General features: G+C 62.1%; 21 protein-coding genes and 1 tRNA gene. 10 read left to right on the top strand and 12 right to left on the bottom strand.

Annotated elements, in window-relative coordinates; all coding sequences use genetic code 11:
• Positions 1-70 precede the first annotated feature (70 nt).
• Positions 71-1,126, top strand: coding sequence for an NAD(P)/FAD-dependent oxidoreductase (locus tag GBB18_RS00770; RefSeq protein WP_192795854.1), 1,056 nt, complete (start codon positions 71-73; stop codon positions 1,124-1,126).
• On the opposite strand, the gene GBB18_RS00765 is transcribed toward GBB18_RS00770, so the two are convergent.
• Positions 1,123-2,556, bottom strand: a complete 1,434-nt coding sequence (locus GBB18_RS00765; protein WP_151640423.1) for a YeeE/YedE thiosulfate transporter family protein — start codon at positions 2,554-2,556, stop codon at positions 1,123-1,125. The two genes, GBB18_RS00770 and GBB18_RS00765, sit on opposite strands and share 4 nt — an antisense overlap.
• A 334-nt stretch (positions 2,557-2,890) precedes the next feature.
• Here GBB18_RS00765 and GBB18_RS00760 point away from each other — a divergent pair, with 334 nt between their 5' ends.
• From GBB18_RS00760 to GBB18_RS00750, 3 genes are all read left to right on the top strand, one after another.
• On the top strand, positions 2,891-4,288 hold the full coding sequence (locus tag GBB18_RS00760) for a class II fumarate hydratase (RefSeq protein WP_151548858.1): 1,398 nt from the start codon (positions 2,891-2,893) through the stop codon (positions 4,286-4,288).
• A 203-nt stretch (positions 4,289-4,491) separates the two neighbouring features.
• Positions 4,492-5,094: a TetR family transcriptional regulator gene (locus GBB18_RS00755; protein WP_192795853.1), complete on the top strand. Its 603-nt coding sequence runs from the start codon at positions 4,492-4,494 to the stop codon at positions 5,092-5,094.
• A gap of 2 nt (positions 5,095-5,096) precedes the next feature.
• Entirely contained in the window at positions 5,097-6,788 is a 1,692-nt protein-coding gene (locus tag GBB18_RS00750) for an MDR family MFS transporter (protein WP_151640421.1), read from the top strand.
• Between the two features lie 85 nt (positions 6,789-6,873).
• On the opposite strand, the gene GBB18_RS00745 is transcribed toward GBB18_RS00750, so the two are convergent.
• Positions 6,874-7,464, bottom strand: a complete 591-nt coding sequence (locus tag GBB18_RS00745) for a GNAT family N-acetyltransferase (RefSeq protein ID WP_151640420.1) — start codon at positions 7,462-7,464, stop codon at positions 6,874-6,876.
• Positions 7,465-7,533: 69 nt separating this feature from the next.
• Positions 7,534-8,229 carry a LysR family transcriptional regulator gene (locus GBB18_RS00740; protein ID WP_151548862.1) on the bottom strand — a complete coding sequence of 232 codons (696 nt, stop codon included), beginning with the start codon at positions 8,227-8,229 and terminating at the stop codon, positions 7,534-7,536.
• Between GBB18_RS00740 and GBB18_RS00735 the strand changes: the two genes are divergently transcribed.
• Positions 8,228-8,620, top strand: a complete 393-nt coding sequence (locus GBB18_RS00735) for a DUF5997 family protein (RefSeq protein ID WP_151640419.1) — start codon at positions 8,228-8,230, stop codon at positions 8,618-8,620. The genes GBB18_RS00740 and GBB18_RS00735 overlap by 2 nt on opposite strands.
• Before the next feature lie 72 nt (positions 8,621-8,692).
• Here GBB18_RS00735 and glyA read toward each other — a convergent pair whose 3' ends face one another.
• Positions 8,693-9,991, bottom strand: coding sequence for a serine hydroxymethyltransferase (glyA, locus tag GBB18_RS00730; RefSeq protein ID WP_151548864.1), 1,299 nt, complete (start codon positions 9,989-9,991; stop codon positions 8,693-8,695).
• A 200-nt stretch (positions 9,992-10,191) separates the two neighbouring features.
• On the opposite strand from glyA, the gene coaA reads away from it, so the two are divergent.
• On the top strand, positions 10,192-11,118 hold the full coding sequence (coaA, locus tag GBB18_RS00725; RefSeq protein ID WP_151640418.1) for a type I pantothenate kinase: 927 nt from the start codon (positions 10,192-10,194) through the stop codon (positions 11,116-11,118).
• Between the two features lie 53 nt (positions 11,119-11,171).
• Here the strand turns inward: coaA and GBB18_RS00720 are convergent, their stop codons facing one another.
• The 4 genes from GBB18_RS00720 to mca form a co-directional block, all read right to left on the bottom strand.
• Positions 11,172-11,678, bottom strand: coding sequence for a flavodoxin domain-containing protein (locus GBB18_RS00720; RefSeq protein ID WP_151640417.1), 507 nt, complete (start codon positions 11,676-11,678; stop codon positions 11,172-11,174).
• Positions 11,679-11,680: 2 nt separating this feature from the next.
• A complete protein-coding gene (locus GBB18_RS00715) occupies positions 11,681-12,472 on the bottom strand; it encodes an isoprenyl transferase (RefSeq protein ID WP_151548866.1) in 792 nt (263 codons plus the stop codon).
• A gap of 153 nt (positions 12,473-12,625) precedes the next feature.
• Positions 12,626-12,898, bottom strand: coding sequence for a hypothetical protein (locus GBB18_RS00710; protein WP_151528450.1), 273 nt, complete (start codon positions 12,896-12,898; stop codon positions 12,626-12,628).
• A gap of 5 nt (positions 12,899-12,903) precedes the next feature.
• Positions 12,904-13,764 (bottom strand): mycothiol conjugate amidase Mca, encoded by an 861-nt coding sequence (mca, locus tag GBB18_RS00705; RefSeq protein ID WP_151549010.1) that lies wholly within the window; start codon positions 13,762-13,764, stop codon positions 12,904-12,906.
• A 236-nt stretch (positions 13,765-14,000) separates the two neighbouring features.
• On the opposite strand from mca, the gene GBB18_RS00700 reads away from it, so the two are divergent.
• From GBB18_RS00700 to GBB18_RS00690, 3 genes are all read left to right on the top strand, one after another.
• Positions 14,001-14,450, top strand: coding sequence for a DUF4307 domain-containing protein (locus tag GBB18_RS00700; protein WP_151548867.1), 450 nt, complete (start codon positions 14,001-14,003; stop codon positions 14,448-14,450).
• Between the two features lie 90 nt (positions 14,451-14,540).
• Positions 14,541-15,065, top strand: coding sequence for a transcription elongation factor GreA (greA, locus tag GBB18_RS00695; RefSeq protein ID WP_151640416.1), 525 nt, complete (start codon positions 14,541-14,543; stop codon positions 15,063-15,065).
• A 16-nt stretch (positions 15,066-15,081) separates the two neighbouring features.
• A complete protein-coding gene (locus GBB18_RS00690) occupies positions 15,082-15,549 on the top strand; it encodes a hypothetical protein (protein ID WP_151640415.1) in 468 nt (155 codons plus the stop codon).
• A gap of 95 nt (positions 15,550-15,644) precedes the next feature.
• On the opposite strand, the gene GBB18_RS00685 is transcribed toward GBB18_RS00690, so the two are convergent.
• Positions 15,645-17,072, bottom strand: coding sequence for an HNH endonuclease signature motif containing protein (locus GBB18_RS00685; RefSeq protein WP_151640414.1), 1,428 nt, complete (start codon positions 17,070-17,072; stop codon positions 15,645-15,647).
• A 327-nt stretch (positions 17,073-17,399) separates the two neighbouring features.
• Positions 17,400-18,269, bottom strand: coding sequence for a Bax inhibitor-1/YccA family protein (locus GBB18_RS00680; RefSeq protein WP_151548870.1), 870 nt, complete (start codon positions 18,267-18,269; stop codon positions 17,400-17,402).
• A gap of 208 nt (positions 18,270-18,477) precedes the next feature.
• Between GBB18_RS00680 and GBB18_RS00675 the strand changes: the two genes are divergently transcribed.
• Positions 18,478-18,551 (top strand) — tRNA-Leu (locus GBB18_RS00675).
• Positions 18,552-18,614: 63 nt separating this feature from the next.
• On the opposite strand, the gene GBB18_RS00670 is transcribed toward GBB18_RS00675, so the two are convergent.
• On the bottom strand, positions 18,615-19,580 hold the full coding sequence (locus tag GBB18_RS00670; protein ID WP_151640413.1) for a Ppx/GppA phosphatase family protein: 966 nt from the start codon (positions 19,578-19,580) through the stop codon (positions 18,615-18,617).
• 1 nt (position 19,581) lies between these two features.
• Positions 19,582-20,136, bottom strand: coding sequence for a DUF501 domain-containing protein (locus GBB18_RS00665; protein WP_151640412.1), 555 nt, complete (start codon positions 20,134-20,136; stop codon positions 19,582-19,584).
• Between the last annotated feature and the right edge of the window lie 6 nt (positions 20,137-20,142).

Genomic DNA, 20,142 nt, shown 5'->3' with positions numbered 1-20,142 from the left:
CATACCTAGGCGAGGACGAGACTCGCATGCCCACGATGAACACTGCACTCACGCTATGGAGGTACACACGATGACAGACACCACCCAGTTGCCCGCTATTGACGCCGAGGTGATCGTGGTGGGAGGAGGGCCTGCGGGCATGACCGCGGCGCTGCTGCTCGGCCGGCAACAACGGCTCACCATCCACATCGATTCCGGCGATTACCGCAACGCCCCCTCCCCTGCCATTAATATGCTCGCCGCGAACAACGGGATCGCTCCCACCGACTACACCGCACAGGCGCGCGCGGCGGTCGCTGCCCTCGACACTGTGATTGCCCTGCAAGGCCACGTGCGTTCCGCCCGCACCCTTCGCGCGCTCGACGATTCCGGCGAGGAAGTCGATGCCGTGGAAGTCACCCTCAGCAATGGCCGCGCGATCACCGCCCAGCGCCTCATCCTTGGCACCGGCCAGCATGACCACCCCAATCTGCTGCCCGGCGCCGCCGAGCTGTGGGGCACCGAGGTGTTGCATTGCCCCTACTGCCACGGCTACGAGGCCAAGGATTCCGCCATCGCAGTGGTGCACATTCAGCAGCCGGATGCCCCCATGGCTGGGCTTCTCGCCTCCTACCAAGCGCTCTATCTGCGTCAACGTCTCAGCGATCGCGTCACCCTCATCACCGAGGAGCTCCCACCCGCGGAGCATCGCACTGCTCTCGAGGCGCTGGGAGTGCGGGTGCTTCATGCCCGGGCACAGCGCCTTCAGGCCGGCGACACCGGCGGTTGTGTGCTGCACACGGACGCTCTCGACTCTTCCTCAGACGAGCTTGCGCAGGAGGAGCATCATCTCGATCACGTCTTCTTCCAGGCCCCCACCAGCGCCAGCCTGGATCTCAGCGCCGATCTCGAGTTGGAAACCCAGGGCCCCTACATTCTCGTCGACGCCCAGCAGCGCACCAGCAATCCTCTTGTCTTCGCTGCGGGCGATACTGCGCTTGCGCGCACGATGCCGCAGCCGCTGACCTTCGTCGCCCAAGCGCAGGCCCAAGGCCAGACCGCCGGGTTGTGGGCGGATCAGGATCTCTTTTTCGCCCACCCGCACACCCCGGCCCTGCCCACTATGTCGGATCCTGAGTCCGACTAAGCCTTCGGCGCGCCTACGTGCAGGGTGATCTCCCACTCTGCGGCGCGACGTTGCACGAAGTCGAGTACGCTATGGCCGTTTTCCGCAGCCCACGCAGGAATGGCATCAGTTGCTTGGGTGCAATCGAAGGTGATCGTGATCTGGTCGCCGGTATGAAGCTCAGCAACCGCGTTTTTTAGTTTGAGCAGCGGGAAGGGGCACACGTCGCCGCAGCTATCGAGGGCGTAGTGCCCCTCGCCGATCGATTCGACAGTGCGGGTGGACGTTGCGGCACGAAGCCCCACATCGACCGCTGTGAAACGGGGTGCGGGACGGGTAGCGAGGGCTACCTGCCCGTGCCCAGCGTCGACAAGCGGAGCGGAGAGACGCTCAGAGGTGGCGGGGAGGGAATCCCCACTGGTGGCTGGTGCCTGCTGTGTGGGGGAAGTGAGATAGAACTTCGCTGCCAGCCATACCCCGAGGGTGGTGAACAGAAGCGCGACCCAGCCCTGGTAGCTGAACAGGCTGGTTTGCACCATGCCATTGCCCACGGTGCAGCCCCCAGCCCAGCTGGCGCCCACACCCATGAGCACACCGCCAGCCAAGGAAGCCACGGCGGTGCGACCATCCGGCACGCGCACGCGGAACTCGCCACTGAGAGACGCGGCGATAATCGAGCCGAGAAGAATGCCGAGCACGAGTAGCGCTCCCCAGTCGAGGAAGGCGCTATCGCCAGTGACGAGATAATTCATCACGTTTTTGGATGGGCCGGTGATTCCCAGACCATCATTGCGCCCGGCGGCAGCCGATAAAGGCCACGCCACCACTCCGATGAGACCGACCAGCACGGCCGCGCGATAGAGCGGAATGGGTGCAGACAGCACGCGCGTCAATCGCGGTGTATCAGTACGTACGGCGCGGGTCGGCTGCTGCGTCGTGGTCGAGCAGTAGTGCCAAACAAGGACGGCAGTGACGACGCTGAGTCCCAGGGCCAACACCCACGTCGCAATGTTGAAGTCTTCGGCGATGGAAACATGCTCAGTCTGCAGGCTCCGCCCCCAGTCGTTCAGTCCACGCAGGGCGCCCGTTTTCATCGCTGCCGCGGACAAGGCATAGGCGATGAGTGCAATCCATGATCCCACCAGCCCTTCGCCAGCGCGGTACCAGGTACCGGAGGCGCAGCCGCCGGCGAGAACAATGCCGATACCGAATAGCAGGCTGCCCACGATCACCGCCACCGGCGCGAAGGGATCAAATTCGGGCTGGATGAACCCCATACTGGTGAGAAGCTGCACTCCGAGGGCTTGCACGCTGATAACAACCAGCAGTGCTACGAAAGGACGGAACGTGCGCCGGAGGTAGATATCTCGCAGGAAACCGGTAACGCAGAAGCGTCCGCGCTGCAGAACTGCGCCAAGAAGTGTGCCGAGCGCAAGGCCAGTGATGATCATGGTCGAACCCCTTGTGTCTATAACTGGTGTGCGGTGAACGCACAGCGGATGAGGTACTGCTTTTCTCCCGCGCATGCCACGACGGCACCACGGGCGATAGACCACCCGATAGTAGACATATCTGTCTATAAATAGTAAACCGCTCTGTACGTTAGTGAAGAAGCTCACATAAGCTCGGGGGATTCTTGGCGGCCACAGACCTACCCGCGGCAGAAAAATCAGTCATACTTAAAAGCAGTGCCTGCACTACCCCCTGCCCCGCGTCTGCGTGTGGCTGAGGTACCGGGCAATTCGCACGACTGACACATTGTCACCAACTTTTAAGGTGGTTTTTATGACTGAGTACCGCATCGAACACGACACCATGGGCGAAGTGAAGGTCCCCGCCGACGCTCTCTGGCGCGCCCAGACCCAGCGCGCAGTGCAGAACTTCCCGATCTCCGGCCGCGGTCTCGAGTCCGCTCAGATCCGCGCCATGGGCCTGCTTAAGGCAGCCTGCGCCCAGGTGAACAAGGACTCCGGCGACCTCCCGGCCGAGCAGGCCGATGCCATTATTGCCGCCGCGAAGGAAATCGCCGAGGGCAAGCATGACGCCGAGTTCCCGATCGATGTCTTCCAGACCGGTTCCGGCACATCGTCGAACATGAACACCAACGAGGTCATCGCCTCGATCGCCAAGAACAATGGCGTGGAGGTGCACCCCAATGATCACGTGAACATGGGCCAGTCCTCCAATGACACCTTCCCCACCGCCACCCACGTGGCCTCCACCGAGGCGGCCGTGAAGGATCTCATCCCCGGCCTGAAGGTGTTGCAGGAGTCTCTGGAGAAGAAGGCCAAGGACTGGGAAGAGGTCGTGAAGTCCGGCCGTACCCACCTGATGGATGCCGTTCCGGTCACCTTGGGCCAGGAGTTCTCCGGCTATGCCCGCCAGATCGCGGCCGGCATTGAGCGCGTCGAGGCCACCCTGCCCCGCCTGGGCGAGCTGCCGATTGGTGGCACCGCCGTGGGCACCGGCCTGAACACCCCGGCCGACTTCGGCGAGAAGGTCACCGCCGAGCTGGTCAAGCTCACTGGTGTTGAGGAGCTGCGTGAGTGCGTCAACCACTTCGAGGCTCAGGCTAACCGCGATGGCCTGGTGGAGTTCTCCGGCGCTATGCGCACCATCGCCGTGTCGTTGAACAAGATCGCCAACGATATCCGATGGATGGGCTCTGGCCCGCTCACCGGCCTTGGCGAGATCCACCTGCCGGATCTGCAGCCGGGCTCGTCCATCATGCCGGGCAAGGTCAATCCGGTGCTGTGCGAGACCGCCACCCAGGTCGCCGCCCAGGTGATCGGTAACGACGCCGCTGTGGCATTCGGTGGCGCCCAGGGCGCCTTCGAGCTCAACGTGTTCATCCCGATGATGGCCCGCAACGTGCTCGAGTCCGCCCGCCTGCTGGCCAATACCTCCCGCGTCTTCGCCGAGAAGCTGGTGGATGGCATCGAGCCGAACGAGGAGCGCATGCAAACTCTCGCGGAGTCCTCCCCCTCCATCGTCACTCCGCTGAACTCCGCTATCGGCTACGAGGCTGCCGCCAAGGTAGCCAAGACCGCGCTGAAGGAAGGCAAGACCATTCGCCAGACCGTGATTGATCTCGGCTACGTCGATGGCGAGACGCTCACCGAAGAGGAGCTGGACCGTCGCCTGAACGTGCTCGATATGTGCAACACGGATCGCGACTCCTAAAACACTCCCTTCTCACATCACCCACAGGCGCGCCTTCGGGCGCGCCTTTTGTGCGCCCCCATGTCCGATGCAATGAGGACGAACGATAAGGCGCGGGGGCTAGAGGTTGGCGTCGACAAACGCTCCAGCTCTGCCGCAAGCCGAGAAAAATGCGTGAGGTGCAAGTTTGCACCGAGTGTATTTTTAGGAGTTAAATGGCGGGCATGACACACGAAAACCTCAGAGACAAGAAGCGCCGCGAAACTCTGGCGGCCATTTATTGCAGCGCGGCGCAGCTGGTGGCCGCGCGCGGCTTTGATGCGGTCACGGTGGACGAGATTTGTGCACAGGTCGGCATCTCGAAGCGCACCTTTTTTAATTACTGCGACTCCAAGGAACAGGCGGTGATCGGCCCCGGACCACGGCCGCTGTCAGCGGAGGAACGGGCCAAGTTTCTGGCCGCGCCCCATAGGAATCTGCTCGCCGATCTCCTCGAGCTGCACCTCAGCACCGTCATCGACGGCATGGGGGCGGATGAGGATGCTTTAAGGCGGCACCGCAAACAAATTATGCACCGCAATCACGATTTAGCCGCCCAGCGCAGCGCCCAAATGATGGCTGCCCTTGGATCGCTAACCGAACTCACCCGCGAGGTACTAGGTTGCGAACAAGAACAGGCGGAGGCCACCACCGCCTTGGTATCCACTTCCCTGTATTTAGGGCATCACCGCTGGCTGCAGCGTCCGCACGCAAACTACACCGCACTGCGTGAGGAATGCGCCCGCGCATTAGAGCAACTCGCCGGAGCCATGAAGGAGTACGCCTAACCATGAAGAAACCCCAGAAAGAACGACGACCCTCATCACTTTCTCCTGAAGAGCAGAAACGCGTCTGGTGGGTGCTGTCCGCACTCATGGTGGCAATGTTGCTCGCCAGCTTGGATCAGATGATCTTCGCTACTGCCCTGCCCACCATCGTCGGCGAACTCGGCGGGGTGGACCACATGATGTGGGTGATCACCGCCTATCTGCTCGCAGAAACCGTAATGCTGCCCATTTACGGCAAGTTGGGCGATCTCATCGGCCGCAAACAGCTCTTTATCGCGGCACTCATGATCTTTCTCCTCGGCTCTGTCATGGGCGGGCTGGCCACCGGCATGGCTGTGCTCATCGGCGGACGTGCGGTGCAAGGCATTGGTGCCGGCGGCTTGATGATTCTCTCCCAAGCGATCATCGCCGATGTGGTACCGCCCCGCGAACGCGGCCGGTATATGGGCGTCATGGGAGGCGTATTTGGTCTCTCCGCGGTGCTGGGCCCGCTGCTCGGCGGTTGGTTCACCGAAGGCCCCGGCTGGCGCTGGGCATTCTGGATGAACCTGCCCCTCGGCGTCATCGCGATCGTGGTGGCCGCCGTGGTGCTCAGGCTCCCCGCACGCTCGACGACGCTGCGCTGGGACTATCTCGGCACGCTGTTCATGGTCAGCGCAGCCACCACGCTGATCCTCTTCACCACTTGGGGAGGCTCACGCTATGCGTGGTCCGATCCGATCATCGTGGGACTGATCATCGCTTTCTTGGTCTCCGCCGTTGCGCTGATCGCCGTGGAGCGACGCGCCACCAACCCGCTGGTGCCGCTGGAGTTCTTCGCCAACCGCAACTTCGCGCTCACCACCACCGTGGGCCTCGTGCTGGGCATCACCATGTTCGGCGTGCTCGGCTACCTGCCTACCTACATGCAGATGGTGCACGGCTTCAACGCCACTGAGGCCGGCTTCATGATGATCCCCATGCTGGTATCCATGCTGAGCGTCAGCGTCTGGACCGGCATGCGTATCACCCGCACCGGGCGCTACCGCATCTACCCCATCCTCGGCATGATGATCGTGCTCGCCACCCTAGTGCTCTTCCACTCCATGCAGCCCAGAACCCCGGTATGGCACATCGCCACCTACCTCTTCCTGCTCGGCTTCGGCCTCGGGCTTTCCGTGCAGGTGCTGGTGCTCATCGTGCAAAACACGCTGCCCGCCGCCGTGGTGGGCACGGCGACCGCGGTGAATAACTTTTTCCGCCAGATCGGCTCCGCCTTGGGCTCCGCCCTCGTCGGCGGGATCTTCGTTGGCAATCTCTCTTCCCTCCTCGCCACTCGAATCCCCGAGGCCAGCCGACAATTGTCGCTCGAACAGCAAACTGCGCTCGCCCAGCACGAGGGTGTGGACACCAATGCGATCACCCCTGGGATCGTCGGAAACATGCCGGGGCCGGTACGCGAGGCCTTCATTTCCAGCTACAACGACGCCCTCACCCCGGTCTTTATGTACGTGATGCCGATGGCAGCGCTGTCCTTGCTGCTTCTGCTCTTTATTAAGCACGAGAAACTGCGGGAGACCCTAGACGCTGACAGCGATGCTGGGGCTGTCCCCACCGTTGCGACGCAAGCGCCATCGAGTACCCGCATCGTCGAGCACTCCGAGCCAGCCAACAAGTCCGAAAACACCCCTGAGCCTGGGCCCGGCTCGCGCTAGCTGCGACACACTGAGCCACTAAAGAAACAGCCCACCGGATGCGCTACGCGTGTACCGGTGGGCTGTATGCGGTATGGCCGTCGTATTAGGCCTCGGTGTCGTCGTGATCGAGGCGGTCGAGGGTTTCGTGGGTGTGATTGTCCGGATCATAATCCTCCGGCTTATCCAGCAGCCGCTCGTAGAGATCCACGTTGCGCCACTGCCCCTTGAGCTCCCCATAGGTCATGCGCCCCATGTGATGCATCGTGCCCACACGCTCAAAGCCGCGGGACTCGTGCAGCCGCTTGGAGCCTTCGTTCTCGGGGAAAATCCAGGCGTGCAGCGACCAATAGTGCAGGCTGTTGCACACATCGATGAGCGTATCCATCAGCGCGCCGGCGATACCGCGCCCCACGGCGTCCGTGCCCACGTAGATCGAGTTTTCCACCACGCCGTAATACACCGAGCGCGAGGATGCCGGCGCCCCGGACACCCAGCCGAGCACCTTCTCATCATCGTCTTCTTCCACCGCGACGAAGCAGGTTTTGAGCAGCTTCTTCTGTGCGAATTCCTCCCACGTAGGACCGCTGGTCTCGAAGGAGGCGTGACCGCTGTCTAGCCCCTGCTCATAAATCGCGCGGGCCTGCGGATAGTCGGCCTTCGTCATCGGCCGGATACGGAAATCTCGCTGTGCCATGCGCATTATCTTCTCTCATTGCGGAATTGCGCCGCAAAATATGTCTGTGAGCTTGCGCTTTTCTCGCGCTTATCGACGCTTTCTCGCACGCCGTGCTCCCTTTCTTTTGGCAGCAGCCCCTGGCCGCTGTCCACGCCGCTGCTGCTTGGCACGTGTTTTTTCTCGGGCCGAACGCTTCTTCTGCTCCCCAGCAGCAGAATCCTGGCGGGTACTGCGCGGGGTGCGGCCGCGGGTGATGCCGATGAACTCTTGGATCTCTTCGCAGTCATCTTCCTTTTTCCATATGACAGCGATCTTAGTCGGATCTCCGCCACGGAAGTCGCGGTGCGCACAGGACTTGACGTTGAAGGAACGCAAGAGCGGCCGCGGGGCGCGGGCTACGCCCACATTCGCGCCGACCACATCGAGGGCCTGTTTTACTGCGGCGACATCCACCACGCCCTGCTCATCAGGGGCGGTGATGGTGATGATCTCCTCGGCGATGTCCTCGGCGTCGATCTCATCGAGCAGGGTGAGCTCGGAATCCACCGGCACGGCGATGCCGGGCTGCTCCTCGTAGAGAATGACCACGTGGTAGGGGTCGAGACTGGCGGGCGGGGTGGCGTCGACAAGCCGCGCCAGCGCCACGGTGGCCTCGCCAGAGGCAACGTCAGCGAGCGCATCATAGGATTCGAAGGAGCGGAAGCTGATATCGGTACGCTCCCGCATGCGGGCAAACCATTTTCCGGGGGCGGTGCCCTTCACATACGAGATCACGAGTTCCATGACGATAAATGCTACCGTGAACCCTGTGAACGAAGAATCTGCACGCACCCCGATCCAGCCCTCCGGCACCGCAATGAAACCGGAGACTGCCGCCAAGAAGCTGGGAATCTATTTTCCCGCCTGCCCAGAGGAGTTCCGCATCACCGCGATCACGCACGCGGAGCTGAAGGCCCTGCGCACCACCCCACCCGCGTGGCTCAACGAGTTGCGCGAGACGGGCCCGCATCCGCGCCCGGTGGTAGCGGAGAAGCTCGGCATCACCATCGCCGCGCTCAAGCGCCATGACATGGACGCGCCGCTGACCACCGCCGAGATCGAAGAACTGCTCTCGACCATGCCCGCGTGGCTGGCCGAGGAGCGCGAGAAGTTCCAGGAGAATACGAACTCCTAACCCCCGAGCACACAACAACCACCATCTCAGTCCAGCGTGGAGCGAGATGGTGGTTGCGGCGTTTCGCGGCGTTTAGGCGAGCTTCCAGTCCTCGAGGCCGTCATAGAGCGGATAGTTCGCGGCCAGGGCATCGACGCGCTGGCGCAGCGCCTGCACATCGGCGTTCTTGCCGGCGGCCAGGGCGCTGCCGATGATATCGGCGACCTCGGTGAAGGCAGCGGCATCGAAGCCGCGGGTGGCCAATGCCGGGGTGCCGATACGCAGACCCGAGGTGACCATCGGCGGGCGCGGATCGAAGGGCACAGCATTGCGGTTGACGGTAATGCCAACCTCATGCAGCAGATCCTCGGCCTCCTGGCCGTTGAGCTCGGAATTGCGCAGATCCACCAGCACCAAGTGCACATCGGTGCCGCCGGTGAGCACATCCACGCCGGCGGCGGCGCAGTCCTCGCCCATCAACCGCTCGGCCAGGATCTTCGCGCCCTCAATCGTGCGGGCCTGGCGATCCTTGAACTCGTCGGTCTGGGCCACCTTGAAGGTCACGGCCTTGGCGGCGATGGCGTGCATCAGCGGCCCGCCCTGCTGGCCCGGGAAGACAGCGCTGTTGATCTTCTTCGCATAGTCCTGCTTAGCCAGGATCACACCCGAACGCGGCCCACCCAGGGTCTTGTGCACCGTGGAGGAGACCACATCGGCGTGCGGCACCGGGCTGGGGTGCAGCCCCGCGGCCACCAGACCGGCGAAGTGCGCCATATCCACCCACAGCTTCGCGCCCACCTCATCGGCGATCTCGCGGAAGGCCTGGAAGTCCTGGTGGCGCGGATAGGCGGACCAGCCACCGATGATCACATCGGGGCGCTCGGCCAGGGCCTGCTCGCGGACCTTATCCATATCCACGCGGAACGTCTCCGGATCCACCTCATAGGCGGCAACCTCGTAGAGCTTGCCAGAGAAGTTCAACTTCATCCCGTGCGTGAGGTGACCACCGTGGGCCAGAGACAGGCCCATGATTTTGTCCCCCGGATTAGCCAAAGCCATGAGCACCGCGGCATTCGCCTGCGCACCCGAGTGCGGCTGCACATTGGCGAACTCGGCACCGAACAGCGCCTTGACGCGCTCCCGCGCCAGGTCCTCGATAATGTCCACGTGCTCGCAGCCACCATAGTAACGGCGCCCCGGGTAGCCCTCGGCGTACTTATTCGTCAGCACCGAACCCTGCGCCTGCAGCACCGCACGCGGCACAAAATTCTCCGAGGCGATCATCTCCAAGGTGTCGCGCTGGCGGCCTAGCTCGCCGCCAATAGCGGCAGCCACATCAGGATCGAGCTCGGCAAGTGACTGGTAGCGGATGTCCGGGGTATTTTCGCTCATGAAGGTCCTTCCCTATCACGGTGATTGTGCGGCAGCGGGGTGGCGTAGACAAGCCAGTAGTGCCGCGAGCGTACTTCTAACCGTAGCTAACTCTCGGGGCGAGACTAAACCCACATACATCTAGTACCCTACTCCGATCACACGCCTAGACAGCGGGGTTGATGTTTTCGCCACGCCGCCAAGAGGGCACAATAGAGACTATGGTCCGCGCCAACGATTCCAGCCCCTATCTCGACTTCGACCGCAACTCATGGCGCACGCTGCGTAAATCCATGCCGCAGGTGTTGACGGAAAAAGAAGTCATTCAGCTGCGCGGTATCGGCGAATCCATTGACCTAGACGAGGTCGCCGAGGTGTATCTGCCGCTCTCGCGCCTCATCCACCTGCAAGTCGCCGCCCGGCAGCGCCTACACCAAGCCACCGCCGAGTTCTTGGACGACCCCTTCACCCGGGTGCCCTATATCATCGGCGTGGCCGGCTCCGTGGCGGTCGGCAAATCCACCACGGCCCGCCTACTGCAAGTGCTCCTCTCCCGCTGGGACAGCCACCCCCGCGTCGACCTCGTCACCACCGATGGCTTCCTCTACCCCAGCGCCGAACTCCACCGCCGCGGCCTAATGAGCCGCAAAGGATTCCCCGAATCCTATGATCGGCGGGCGCTGCTGCGCTTTGTCACCAATGTCAAAGCCGGCAAAGCCCTCGTCCAGGCGCCCGTTTACTCCCACACCCTCTACGACCGCATCCCTGGCGAAACCATCGACGTCGAACGCCCCGACATCGTCATCCTCGAAGGACTCAACGTCCTCCAAACCTCCCCCACACTCATGGTCAGCGACCTCTTCGACTTCTCCGTCTATGTCGACGCCGCCACCGAACACATCGAGAGCTGGTACATCGAACGTTTCCTCAAGCTCCGGCACTCCGCCTTCCAGCAACCCAACGCCCACTTCTCCCATTACGCCAACCTCGACGACGACTCCGCCCGCGAGGTCGCCCGCGAAATTTGGCAATCCGTGAACCTGCCCAACCTCGTGGAAAACATCCTGCCCACTAGGGTGCGAGCGTCGCTGGTGCTCCGGAAGAATATCGATCACTCCGTCCAACGAGTGCGGATGCGTAAACTATGACAGCGATCGCGGTATGAACCTAGTTCAATAAAGGCCGTGGCTCTCGCCTCGTGCTAGTTGGCGCGTAGCCACGCCTCGATCGGGGCAAGCTCGGAGAAATCTATGCGGGAGATGTCCTTGCCGTAGCCATCGACAATCGCCTGCTCAGCAACACTCAACGACGGCTTCGCCCGCAGCAGCTTCGTCATCGTCCACATCGTCGCCCGATGCATCCGCGACAGCTCCGAATAGGCCAAACGCCCCGGCAAATAAAAACGCGCAATATCCGGGCAATTGACGACGCCGCGCAGCTGGTCCTTCTCCCGCGCCTGCGGCAGCGGAGTCATCCCCACAGCAACAAACGCCGTCGCAATCCCCTGCTGAGACAGCGAACGTGCCCACTCGACACCTCGGAACTGGCCGCCAAAATTCGGTGACAAGACCACCACACAGCCGGTGTGCTCACCGAGCTGGGAGGTGGCGTCGTCAAGCGTCATGCAGGGGGCAGCAACGCGAGCAGCAAGCTCGCGGGCATAGCGCTCAGTGGAGCCATAGGTGGAAGAAAAAACGATCGCAACCATACTCACTTCCCAAAACGACGCGAACGCGAAGAATACTCACGCAACGCCCGCAAGAAATCGATACGGCGGAAAGCCGGCCAATAGGTATCGGTGAACCAAATCTCCGAATACGCTGCCTGCCACAACAAAAAGCCCGACAGCCGCTGCTCGCCAGAGGTACGAATCACCAAATCCGGATCCGGCTGACCCTTGGTGTAAAGATGCGTAGAAATAGCATCCACCGTGACCGCCTCCGCCAACTGATCACTAGGGGTACCGGCAGCGAGCTCATCGCGAATCAACGCCTGCACAGCGTCCACAATCTCCTGGCGGCCGCCATATCCCACCGCCACATTGACCACCACGCCCGTGTGCTCACTCGTCCGCGACTCGGCCTCCCCCAGCGCCGCAGACAGCGAATCCGGCAACAAATCCGTGTGCCCCACCAAACGCACTCGGCAATTGATATCAGGATCCGACAACTCGCGCGCCACATCCGCCAAAATCTCGAAGAGCTGCTCCAGCTCCGAGGAGGAACGCGCCAGATTTTCCGTGCTCAGCAAATACACCGTCACCAAGGTGATACCGAGCTCATCCGCCCAGCGCACCATCTCAGCAATCTTTTGGGCCCCCACTCGATGGCCATGGCTGACATCAGAAAAACCCGCCTCGCGCGCCCACCGGCGATTACCATCCGCCATCACCGCGATATGCTTCGGCAAACGGGCGCCGCGCAGCTCCTTCGTGATACGCCGAACGTCCCGCTCGAGACGCTTCTCATAGAGCGGGTACAAAACCTTCGGCACAATCCTCACAAACCCCTAGTTTATCTCCACGAGACAGCGATCGCGATTCTCCGCGCCCGCTGTCTCCAACAAAAAGCCGCTGCCGTGGGACCACGACAGCGGCGGCGCACCCGCGGGCCCGGCGAATGGGGCCGAGAGGTGTGCGTCGATAAGCGAAAACAGCTAAAACCAAGTGCGCTTGGCTTGGTCGTAAAGGCCGGCCTCCTTGAGGGCCTTATCGATCGCCTCCGTATCGAAAACATCGAGGCCATTGTCCTCAGCGAAACGCTGACGACGGTTCAACCGAGCAATGCGGCGCGACAGGCGCCAACCAATGAACAACACCGCCACCAGCGACACAACCAGCACAAACAAGCCGATCGGCGAAGCCTTACCGAATTCGGGGCCGAGCGGGCCCTCCAGCTGGTCAGCCTGGGCGAGAATCTCGTACAGCACGTCAGTTAATCCTTATCGATCCCAGCGAACAAATCATCCTCTGGTAGTTCAGTCTTCACCCTCGTACGGGCCAATTCAAATTCCTCCGTGGGCCACAACTCGCGCTGCAACTCCACTGGGGTCGCAAAGAACGTGCCCGCCGGATCAATCTGCGTCGCATGCGCGCGCAACGCATCATCACGGCGCTCAAAATACTCCGCCGCATGCACCTGCGTCGTCACCCGCGCCAACGTATCGCCCCTGTCCGAACGCAACCGCTCCAAAAAACCACCATAAGGCGACGGGCGGCCCTCCGCGACCAGACGATCATGGAACATCTGCAAACGCTGTCGGATAAAGCCGTGGGTGTAATACAACTTCAGCGGCGTCCACGGCTCCCCCACCTCCGGATAAAAGTTCTCATCACTAGACAGCGCCCACGCTTTCATCGACACCTCGTGCACCTTCAGGTGATCCGGGTGGGGGTAGCCGCCATTCTCGTCATAAGTAATGATCACGTGCGGCTTAAAATCACGCATCACGCGCACCACCTCGCGGGTGACCTCATCGCTGTCAGCGAGAGCAAAGCACCCCTCCGGCAACGGCGGCAAAGGATCGCCCTCCGGCAAACCAGAATCCTCATAACCCAACCAGATATTAGAGGTGCCGAGCGCACGCATCGCCGCCGCCATCTCCTCGCGACGCACCTCGGCGATATTCTCCAACACGCCAGAGCGGTTCATATTCGGGTTCAAAATGCTCCCGCGCTCACCGCCAGTGCAGGTCAACACCAGCACATCCGCGCCCTCATCCACATAACGAGCCATCGTGGCCGCGCCCTTACTCGACTCATCATCCGGGTGGGCATGGATAGCCAAAAGACGCAAACCCTCCTTGGGGCGAGGCCGCTCAGCAGCGCCAGCACGATCCGTGCCCGGCTCAGATACAGCATCCGAAGGAATAGTCACGTGACAGTCACTCCCGTAAACGTTGAGAAAATAAAATTCATTCGCCTGCGCTAAGGCACAAGCATCCCACCATCGTAATAGCTGAAGCCAACAAGCTAGAATGACAGCGATCAACATTTTGATATCGAAGGCCTCGACACCCCAGAAAGCACGCCATGCCCAGCCCCACGTCGCAGTCGCACAACCAGAGCACAGAGCCCACCGCCACCTATGACAGCAAGCGCGGAACGATCTCCGGAAAGATCATCGCTGTCGGCGCGGTCATCTTCGCCATCGTGACTGTCATCGTGATCGTGCAATACTCCCAGAAACTGCAGGCGGGAAGCGTCGACGGGCAAATCACCAAGTTTGAACGAGTCGAGGACAACATGATTGCAGCGACGGTGGATATCACGCGAGATGACGTCGATAAGCCTGCATACTGCATAGTGACAGCAATGAACTACGACGCCGTGGAAGTGGGGCGGCGCGAAATCTACATCCCCAGCGGCGGCGAGCACACCACCCGGCACAACACCACAATCACCACCCGCGACATTCCCGTGGTCGCCGACATCTACGGATGCTCCAACACCATCCCTGACTACCTCAAAGGCGAAGACTAGGGCGTCTGATACTATGGCGACCTAGAATTTCTCGCTGACAGCGATGCACCCAACCCACCACCCAACGACGGGAAGGTATAAAGGCTAACTATGTCTGACGCCCGAAAGCAGTACATCACCCCGGAGACCAAGGCCAAGCTCGAAGCCGAGCTCAACGAGCTCATCGCGCACCGCCCCGTCGTCGCCGCCGAAATCAACGAGCGCCGCGAAGAAGGCGACCTCAAGGAAAACGCAGGCTACGACGCCGCCCGCGAGATGCAGGACCAAGAAGAAGCCCGCATCAAGCAAATCTCCGAAATCCTCGCCAATGCCACCACCGAGCGCTCCGCCGTCGAAGAAGGCGTCGCCAACGTCGGCTCCGTCGTGCACGTCTACTACAACGGCGACGAAAACGACAAAGAAACCTTCCTCATCGGCACCCGCGCCGCCGCCAGCGAAAACCCGGACCTCGAAACCTACTCCGAGCAGTCCCCCCTCGGCGCCGCAGTCCTCGGCGCCACCGAAGGCGAAACACGGGAATACACCGCCCCCTCCGGCGTGAGCATCAGCGTCACCGTGATCTCCGCGGAGCCCTACAACTCCGAGAAGTACGCCACCCTGCGCAACCAAAGCTGACAGCGATCCACTTTTCATGCGTTCAACGATCCTCGCGATCGCAGTGACCTGCACTGCGGTCGCGCTTTCGGCTTGCACGCCCAGTCTCGAGCAGGACTCACCACATAAAATCGCCACTCCAGACAGCGATGCGATTCCGGTGAACCTGCCGCGCTATATAGACTGCGTCTCCACCCCAGAAATACGGCCCAAGCGGATTTCGCTCAACTGCGCTACAGACAGCGACTACGTAGACGACATCACGTGGGAGGAATGGCTCATTGATGGCGCCACCGGAACCGCGAGACTGCATACCGCATCGCTGTCTAGTAAAAAGAAGCGTACTGAGGCCGCCCGTAAGCAGCGCGGGCGCACGCGGGACTCTGCTGATCGCTCAAAAAAGCAAGAAAAGCGCGTCGCTGTCACTCTTGGCGATCCCGTGCACACTCCTTTTGGGCTCGCTTTTACATCGCTGTCTATCGATGGCAAGGAGCAATCGCCCTAAGGGGCTTCCACCACGACTTCTAGCCTGGTCACCTCTTCTGGTGGCCAGGCTTATGGTGTATGCCGGCGGGGACTAGCGCTGTGTGGGGCTCGACGCTAGGGGTCGTCTCTTGTCGGTGGCGCGCTGTCGGGCCAGTGTTGGCGGCGGATTTTTGCCGCGGCTGATTGTTGGGAGAAGGTGCTTCTGTTGAAGCGTTTCTCTGGGTAGGGTTCTTCTGGTGTGGCGGCTTTGGTGTGATAGACGATGCCGCTGTCGGGGTCTCGTTCTGCGTGATATTTGTGCGGATGGATGCCGCTGTCATCTGTGTCCGAGTGGTGTTGCGGGCACATGAGTGTGAGGTTGTCTAGGTCGGTGGGGCCGCCCCGTGAGAACGGATCGATGTGGTGGACGTGGCACGCCGTGACCGGTTGGTTGCATCCGGGGTGGGAGCACACCAGCTCGGTGGCGAATAAGGCGATGCGTTGGGCGACATCGGCGAAGCGTTTTTCGGTGCGCAGGGCTTTGATTTGGCCAGAGGTAGCGTCGTGAAGCGCGACGTGCCCAGTGGCGTCGATGCCGAGGAAGCTCAGGTCTAGGGCCGAGAGTTGAATACCGCAGGTGGTATGGAAGAGGGCGTTGGCGCCGGCGCGGGGTGGGAGTTCGAGGTCCTTGGCAGACAGCGACACGAGAACGTGGGCCAGCGGGTGTTTCGGTTCCTGGGGTGACGCGGGGCGGCCGAGGATGGCGAAAAGCGCGTCGGCGAGGCGTTGGCGCTTGGTGCGGTGGCAGGTGGTGTCGGTGCGGAGAGGTCGCGCGGTGGATTGGGCGACATCGAGTTGGGTTTTGAGCATGGCGAGGGCGTAGGGCGGGATGTAGCCGCCGATGCGGGCACCACCATCGCTGTCTTGGGGCCCGATGAAGAAACCGCGGTTGCGGTGGGCGCGCAGGGTGTCGCGGGGGAGCTCGTCGTTGCGTTCGTTGACGAGGCTCATCACGAATGCCTTGAGATCCTCGACGCTGCAGTGGGCCGCGCGCTCGACAGCGCGGAGGCGGATCGCTTCTCGCGGGACCGCGGCCTTGGAGCGCAAGCACTTCAGGCCGCGCTCGATGGTGAGGCGCTGCTCGGCGGTGAGGCCCTGGCGGTTGGCGAGGTCCCGGGCGCGGGCGCGAATGCGTTCTGCTTCTTCCCGCCGCCTAGTGACAGCGATGCGGTTGTCGTCTGTGCTTGCGGGCTCGTCGATAACGCTGTCGTACCAGCCGCGGCCCTGAGCTCGCAAGTCCTTTGCTTTGGCTTTGGACCAGCCATAGGACTCAGTGAGGTACAGGGTGGATTTGTTCGAGCCGCAAAGCTCGGTGGTGCTGCAGGTATCGGCGGCGCGGGCGAGCTGGAGCTCGAAACGGGCGAGGGCCGTGAGCACGGATTTGAGGCGATCACGATGTTGATGAATCGCGGCGAGCTCGATGTCGCCGGATTCAAGGCTCGCAGAGTGGTGTTCGAGCCATTGCGCAGCGCTGTCTAGCGCGTGCTGATCCCCCGAGTACATTGATTTTCCCCCGAATAAAACGTACTTCTGTTCAACCAGCCCCCACTTTAGCCCCTCCCCCGCCCGTTGCGCTCGCTGAAACTGCACGTCTTGGCGTGCTTCTTTGGCGTGCGATCCGGGCTCTGATGGGTTATGGGGGCTTTCGGGGCCGCGAAATCTACCGCTGCCGGGCCTCGCTCAAACCCAGCCTCAAACACAGCCTCAAACACAGCCTCAAACTCAGCCACCCACACCCCAGCCCCACAAACCCAAACCAACCAATCACCCCCACTAAGGCACGAAAAAACCCACACATGACGTCGCCGCCACGTGTGGGTTGTGTCTGCTCTAGTTCCGGAAGTAGGACAGCAGGCGCAGGATCTCGGTGTAGAGCCACACGAGGGTGACGGCGAGTCCGAGCGCGACGCCCCAGGCCATCTTGGCGGGTGCGCCTTGGCGCACGAGCTGGTCGGCCATGTTGAAGTCGTTGAGGAAGGAGAAGGCGGCGAGCCCAATGCACACGAGCGAGAAGATGATGGCGAGCGGGCCACCGTCGGTGAGCGGGTTGTTGCCGGTGAACATGTAGAGCAGCATATTGCCGATGGCCAGCACGACGACACCAATGAGGGCGCCGGTCATGATGCGCTGGAACTTCGGGGTGACCTTCACTGCGCCGGTCTTGTACACGTAGAGCATGCCGATGAACACGCCAACGGTGCCGATGACGGCTTGGCCGATCATCACGGCGGCGTTGGTGTCGGCGACCACCATGTTGGTGAACATGAAGGAGATGCCGCCTACGAAGAGGCCTTCAAACGCTGCGTAGGTCAGGGTAATGGGGGCGGAGCCGTACTTCTTTCCGAAGGCGGAGATCAGCACGGTGATGAGGCCGCCGATGGCGCCGATGCCGGCGAGCATCATGGCGAGGCCCGGATTAGCAACACCGATCGCGTAGGTGATGATGGCGCCGACGATGATCACGCCGAGGGTGATGCCGGTTTTAGCGATGACATCGTCGACGGTCATGGGCCGCTCAGCGCCTTGGGCGGTGGCTTGGTTGAAGCTGGGATCTTGGTAGTAGCCCTGCATCGCGGCTTGCTGTGCCGCCTGCTGGCCGCGATAGCCCTGCCCATAGGGGTCGTTCTGATAACCGGGGGCTTGGCCGCCTCGCTGTCCCGATTGGGTGAGAGAGCTAAATACTGGATTGCTGCTACGCACTAGTTTGCCCGTGTCCTTTCATGGTTTTCTTAGCTTCGTTTATCTGCGATTGTTGTGTCACGTTATCGCGCTTACGTCCTATTCAACGTTTCCGCCCCCGTGTTAGTTCCCTCGGACCCCACTTTCCTTTCCCGACCCGCGGGCAGGGCAAATTCGCTCGCTGTGCGCGCGATGTTTTACACTGGTTCGAGCGCGCGCAGCGCGTGAGCCCCCTATAGCCCAATTGGCAGAGGCGGTGGACTTAAAATCCATTCAGTGTCGGTTCGAGTCCGACTGGGGGGACGTTTTTCTGTCTCCGCCCCTTCGCGCTTATCGACGCCACCTCCCCGCCGCTGCAACGCTTCTTTATTCGAGTTCCCCGCGCTGCCGCGCGAGCTCATTGATGATCCCGTCGAGGATGTCTTTTTCGGAAATCATGATCTCGTGGACCTCTGTTTCCTCTTCGATCATGGTGGTGATGCCTTCGACGACCATCGCCCCGCCGGAGATGACATCGGCGCGGCCTTCGTGGATCACGGGGTGGGCGGCACGCTGGGTGGAGGTTTGTGCCAATAGGTCCCCGCAGAGCACGCGGAGGGCGTCGAAACGCAGCGTGCTGCCGTGGATCGCGGTGGCTTCATAGGCTTCGAGTCCTTGGGCGAGCGCGGAGAGCGTGGTGAAGGTGCCGGCGCAGCCGACGAAGGTGACGGCGTCGCTGATGGGCACGATGGCGCGTACTTCGCCGAGGCGTTCGCGCACATAGTCGGCGGCGATGTCGATCTCGGTGCTGGTGGGCGGGTCGGAGCGCATGATGCGTTCGGTCAGGCGCACACAGCCCATCTGGCTGGAGTGGGAGCCGAGGATCTCGCCGTCGCTGGTGCCCACCACGAATTCTGTGGAGCCGCCGCCGAGGTCGATCACGCAGTAGGGCCCTGGGAGTTCTTTGAGGTCGCTGACTGCGCCGCTGAAGGAGAGCTGGGCTTCTTCTTCGCCGCTGATTACTTCGGCGCCGCGGTTGGGTGCTACCTGGTTGAGCAGCTTGCTGGTCATGGTGAAGAACTCATTGCGGTTGCCGGCGTCGCGGGTGGCGGAAGTGGCCACCATGCGCACGGCTTCGACGCGCTCGATCTTCATGATGTCCACGTAGCGCTCGAGCACGATGCGGGTGCGTTCGAGCGCCTCGGGATCGAATTCCCCGGTGGCGTCGACGCCTTGGCCGAGGCGCACGATTTCCATGCCGCGGTAGATGTCGCGGACGTGGCCGTCGCGGACTTCGGAGATGAGCAGGCGCAGGGAGTTGGTTCCGCAATCGACGGCGGCGAGGCGGGTCATGTTATTTCACCTCGGCGTTGGAGAAGTCGAATTGCTCGAGGTCGATGCCGAGCTCGGCGCAGGTGGGCCAGTCGGCGGGGATGGCGGTGCCGCGCAGTTTCCCGTGGTCGGCGGCGATCGCTACGGCCTCGGTGCCGAGGCGCACCCGATCGGGACCTTCCGATAGCGCATAGGCGATGAGCACGTGGACGCACTTGACGCGATCGGGCATGCCGCCGCCGGAGAAGTCGGTGCCGAGATCCTCGATAGCATTGCGCTTTTCAAGATAAAACTCGTGGGCACGACGGTAATCCTCTGCGAGGTCAGCGTCGCTGTCGAGCCGCGCGGTCATCCATTTCATCACGTGCGCCACCTCGAGCCGCGAGGCCTCTGCGGTCAAGCGCGGGTCGGTGAGGTAGTACAGGGTGGGAAAGGGAGTGCCGTCTTCGAGTCGCGGCGCGGTTTCGATGACCCCGGGGGCGCCATCGGGGCAGCGGTAGGAGACGGCGCGCACGCCGCGGGGGCGGCGGCCAAGCTGGGTCTGGATCTCGTCTAGATCTGCATCGCGTACGCTCATGCGCTC

It is taken from the genome of Corynebacterium sp. 11A (assembly GCF_008930935.1).
Lineage (GTDB): Bacteria > Actinomycetota > Actinomycetes > Mycobacteriales > Mycobacteriaceae > Corynebacterium > Corynebacterium megadyptis.
The sequence above is the reverse complement of the archived record's forward strand: the minus strand, read 5'-3'. Positions and strand labels throughout refer to the sequence as shown.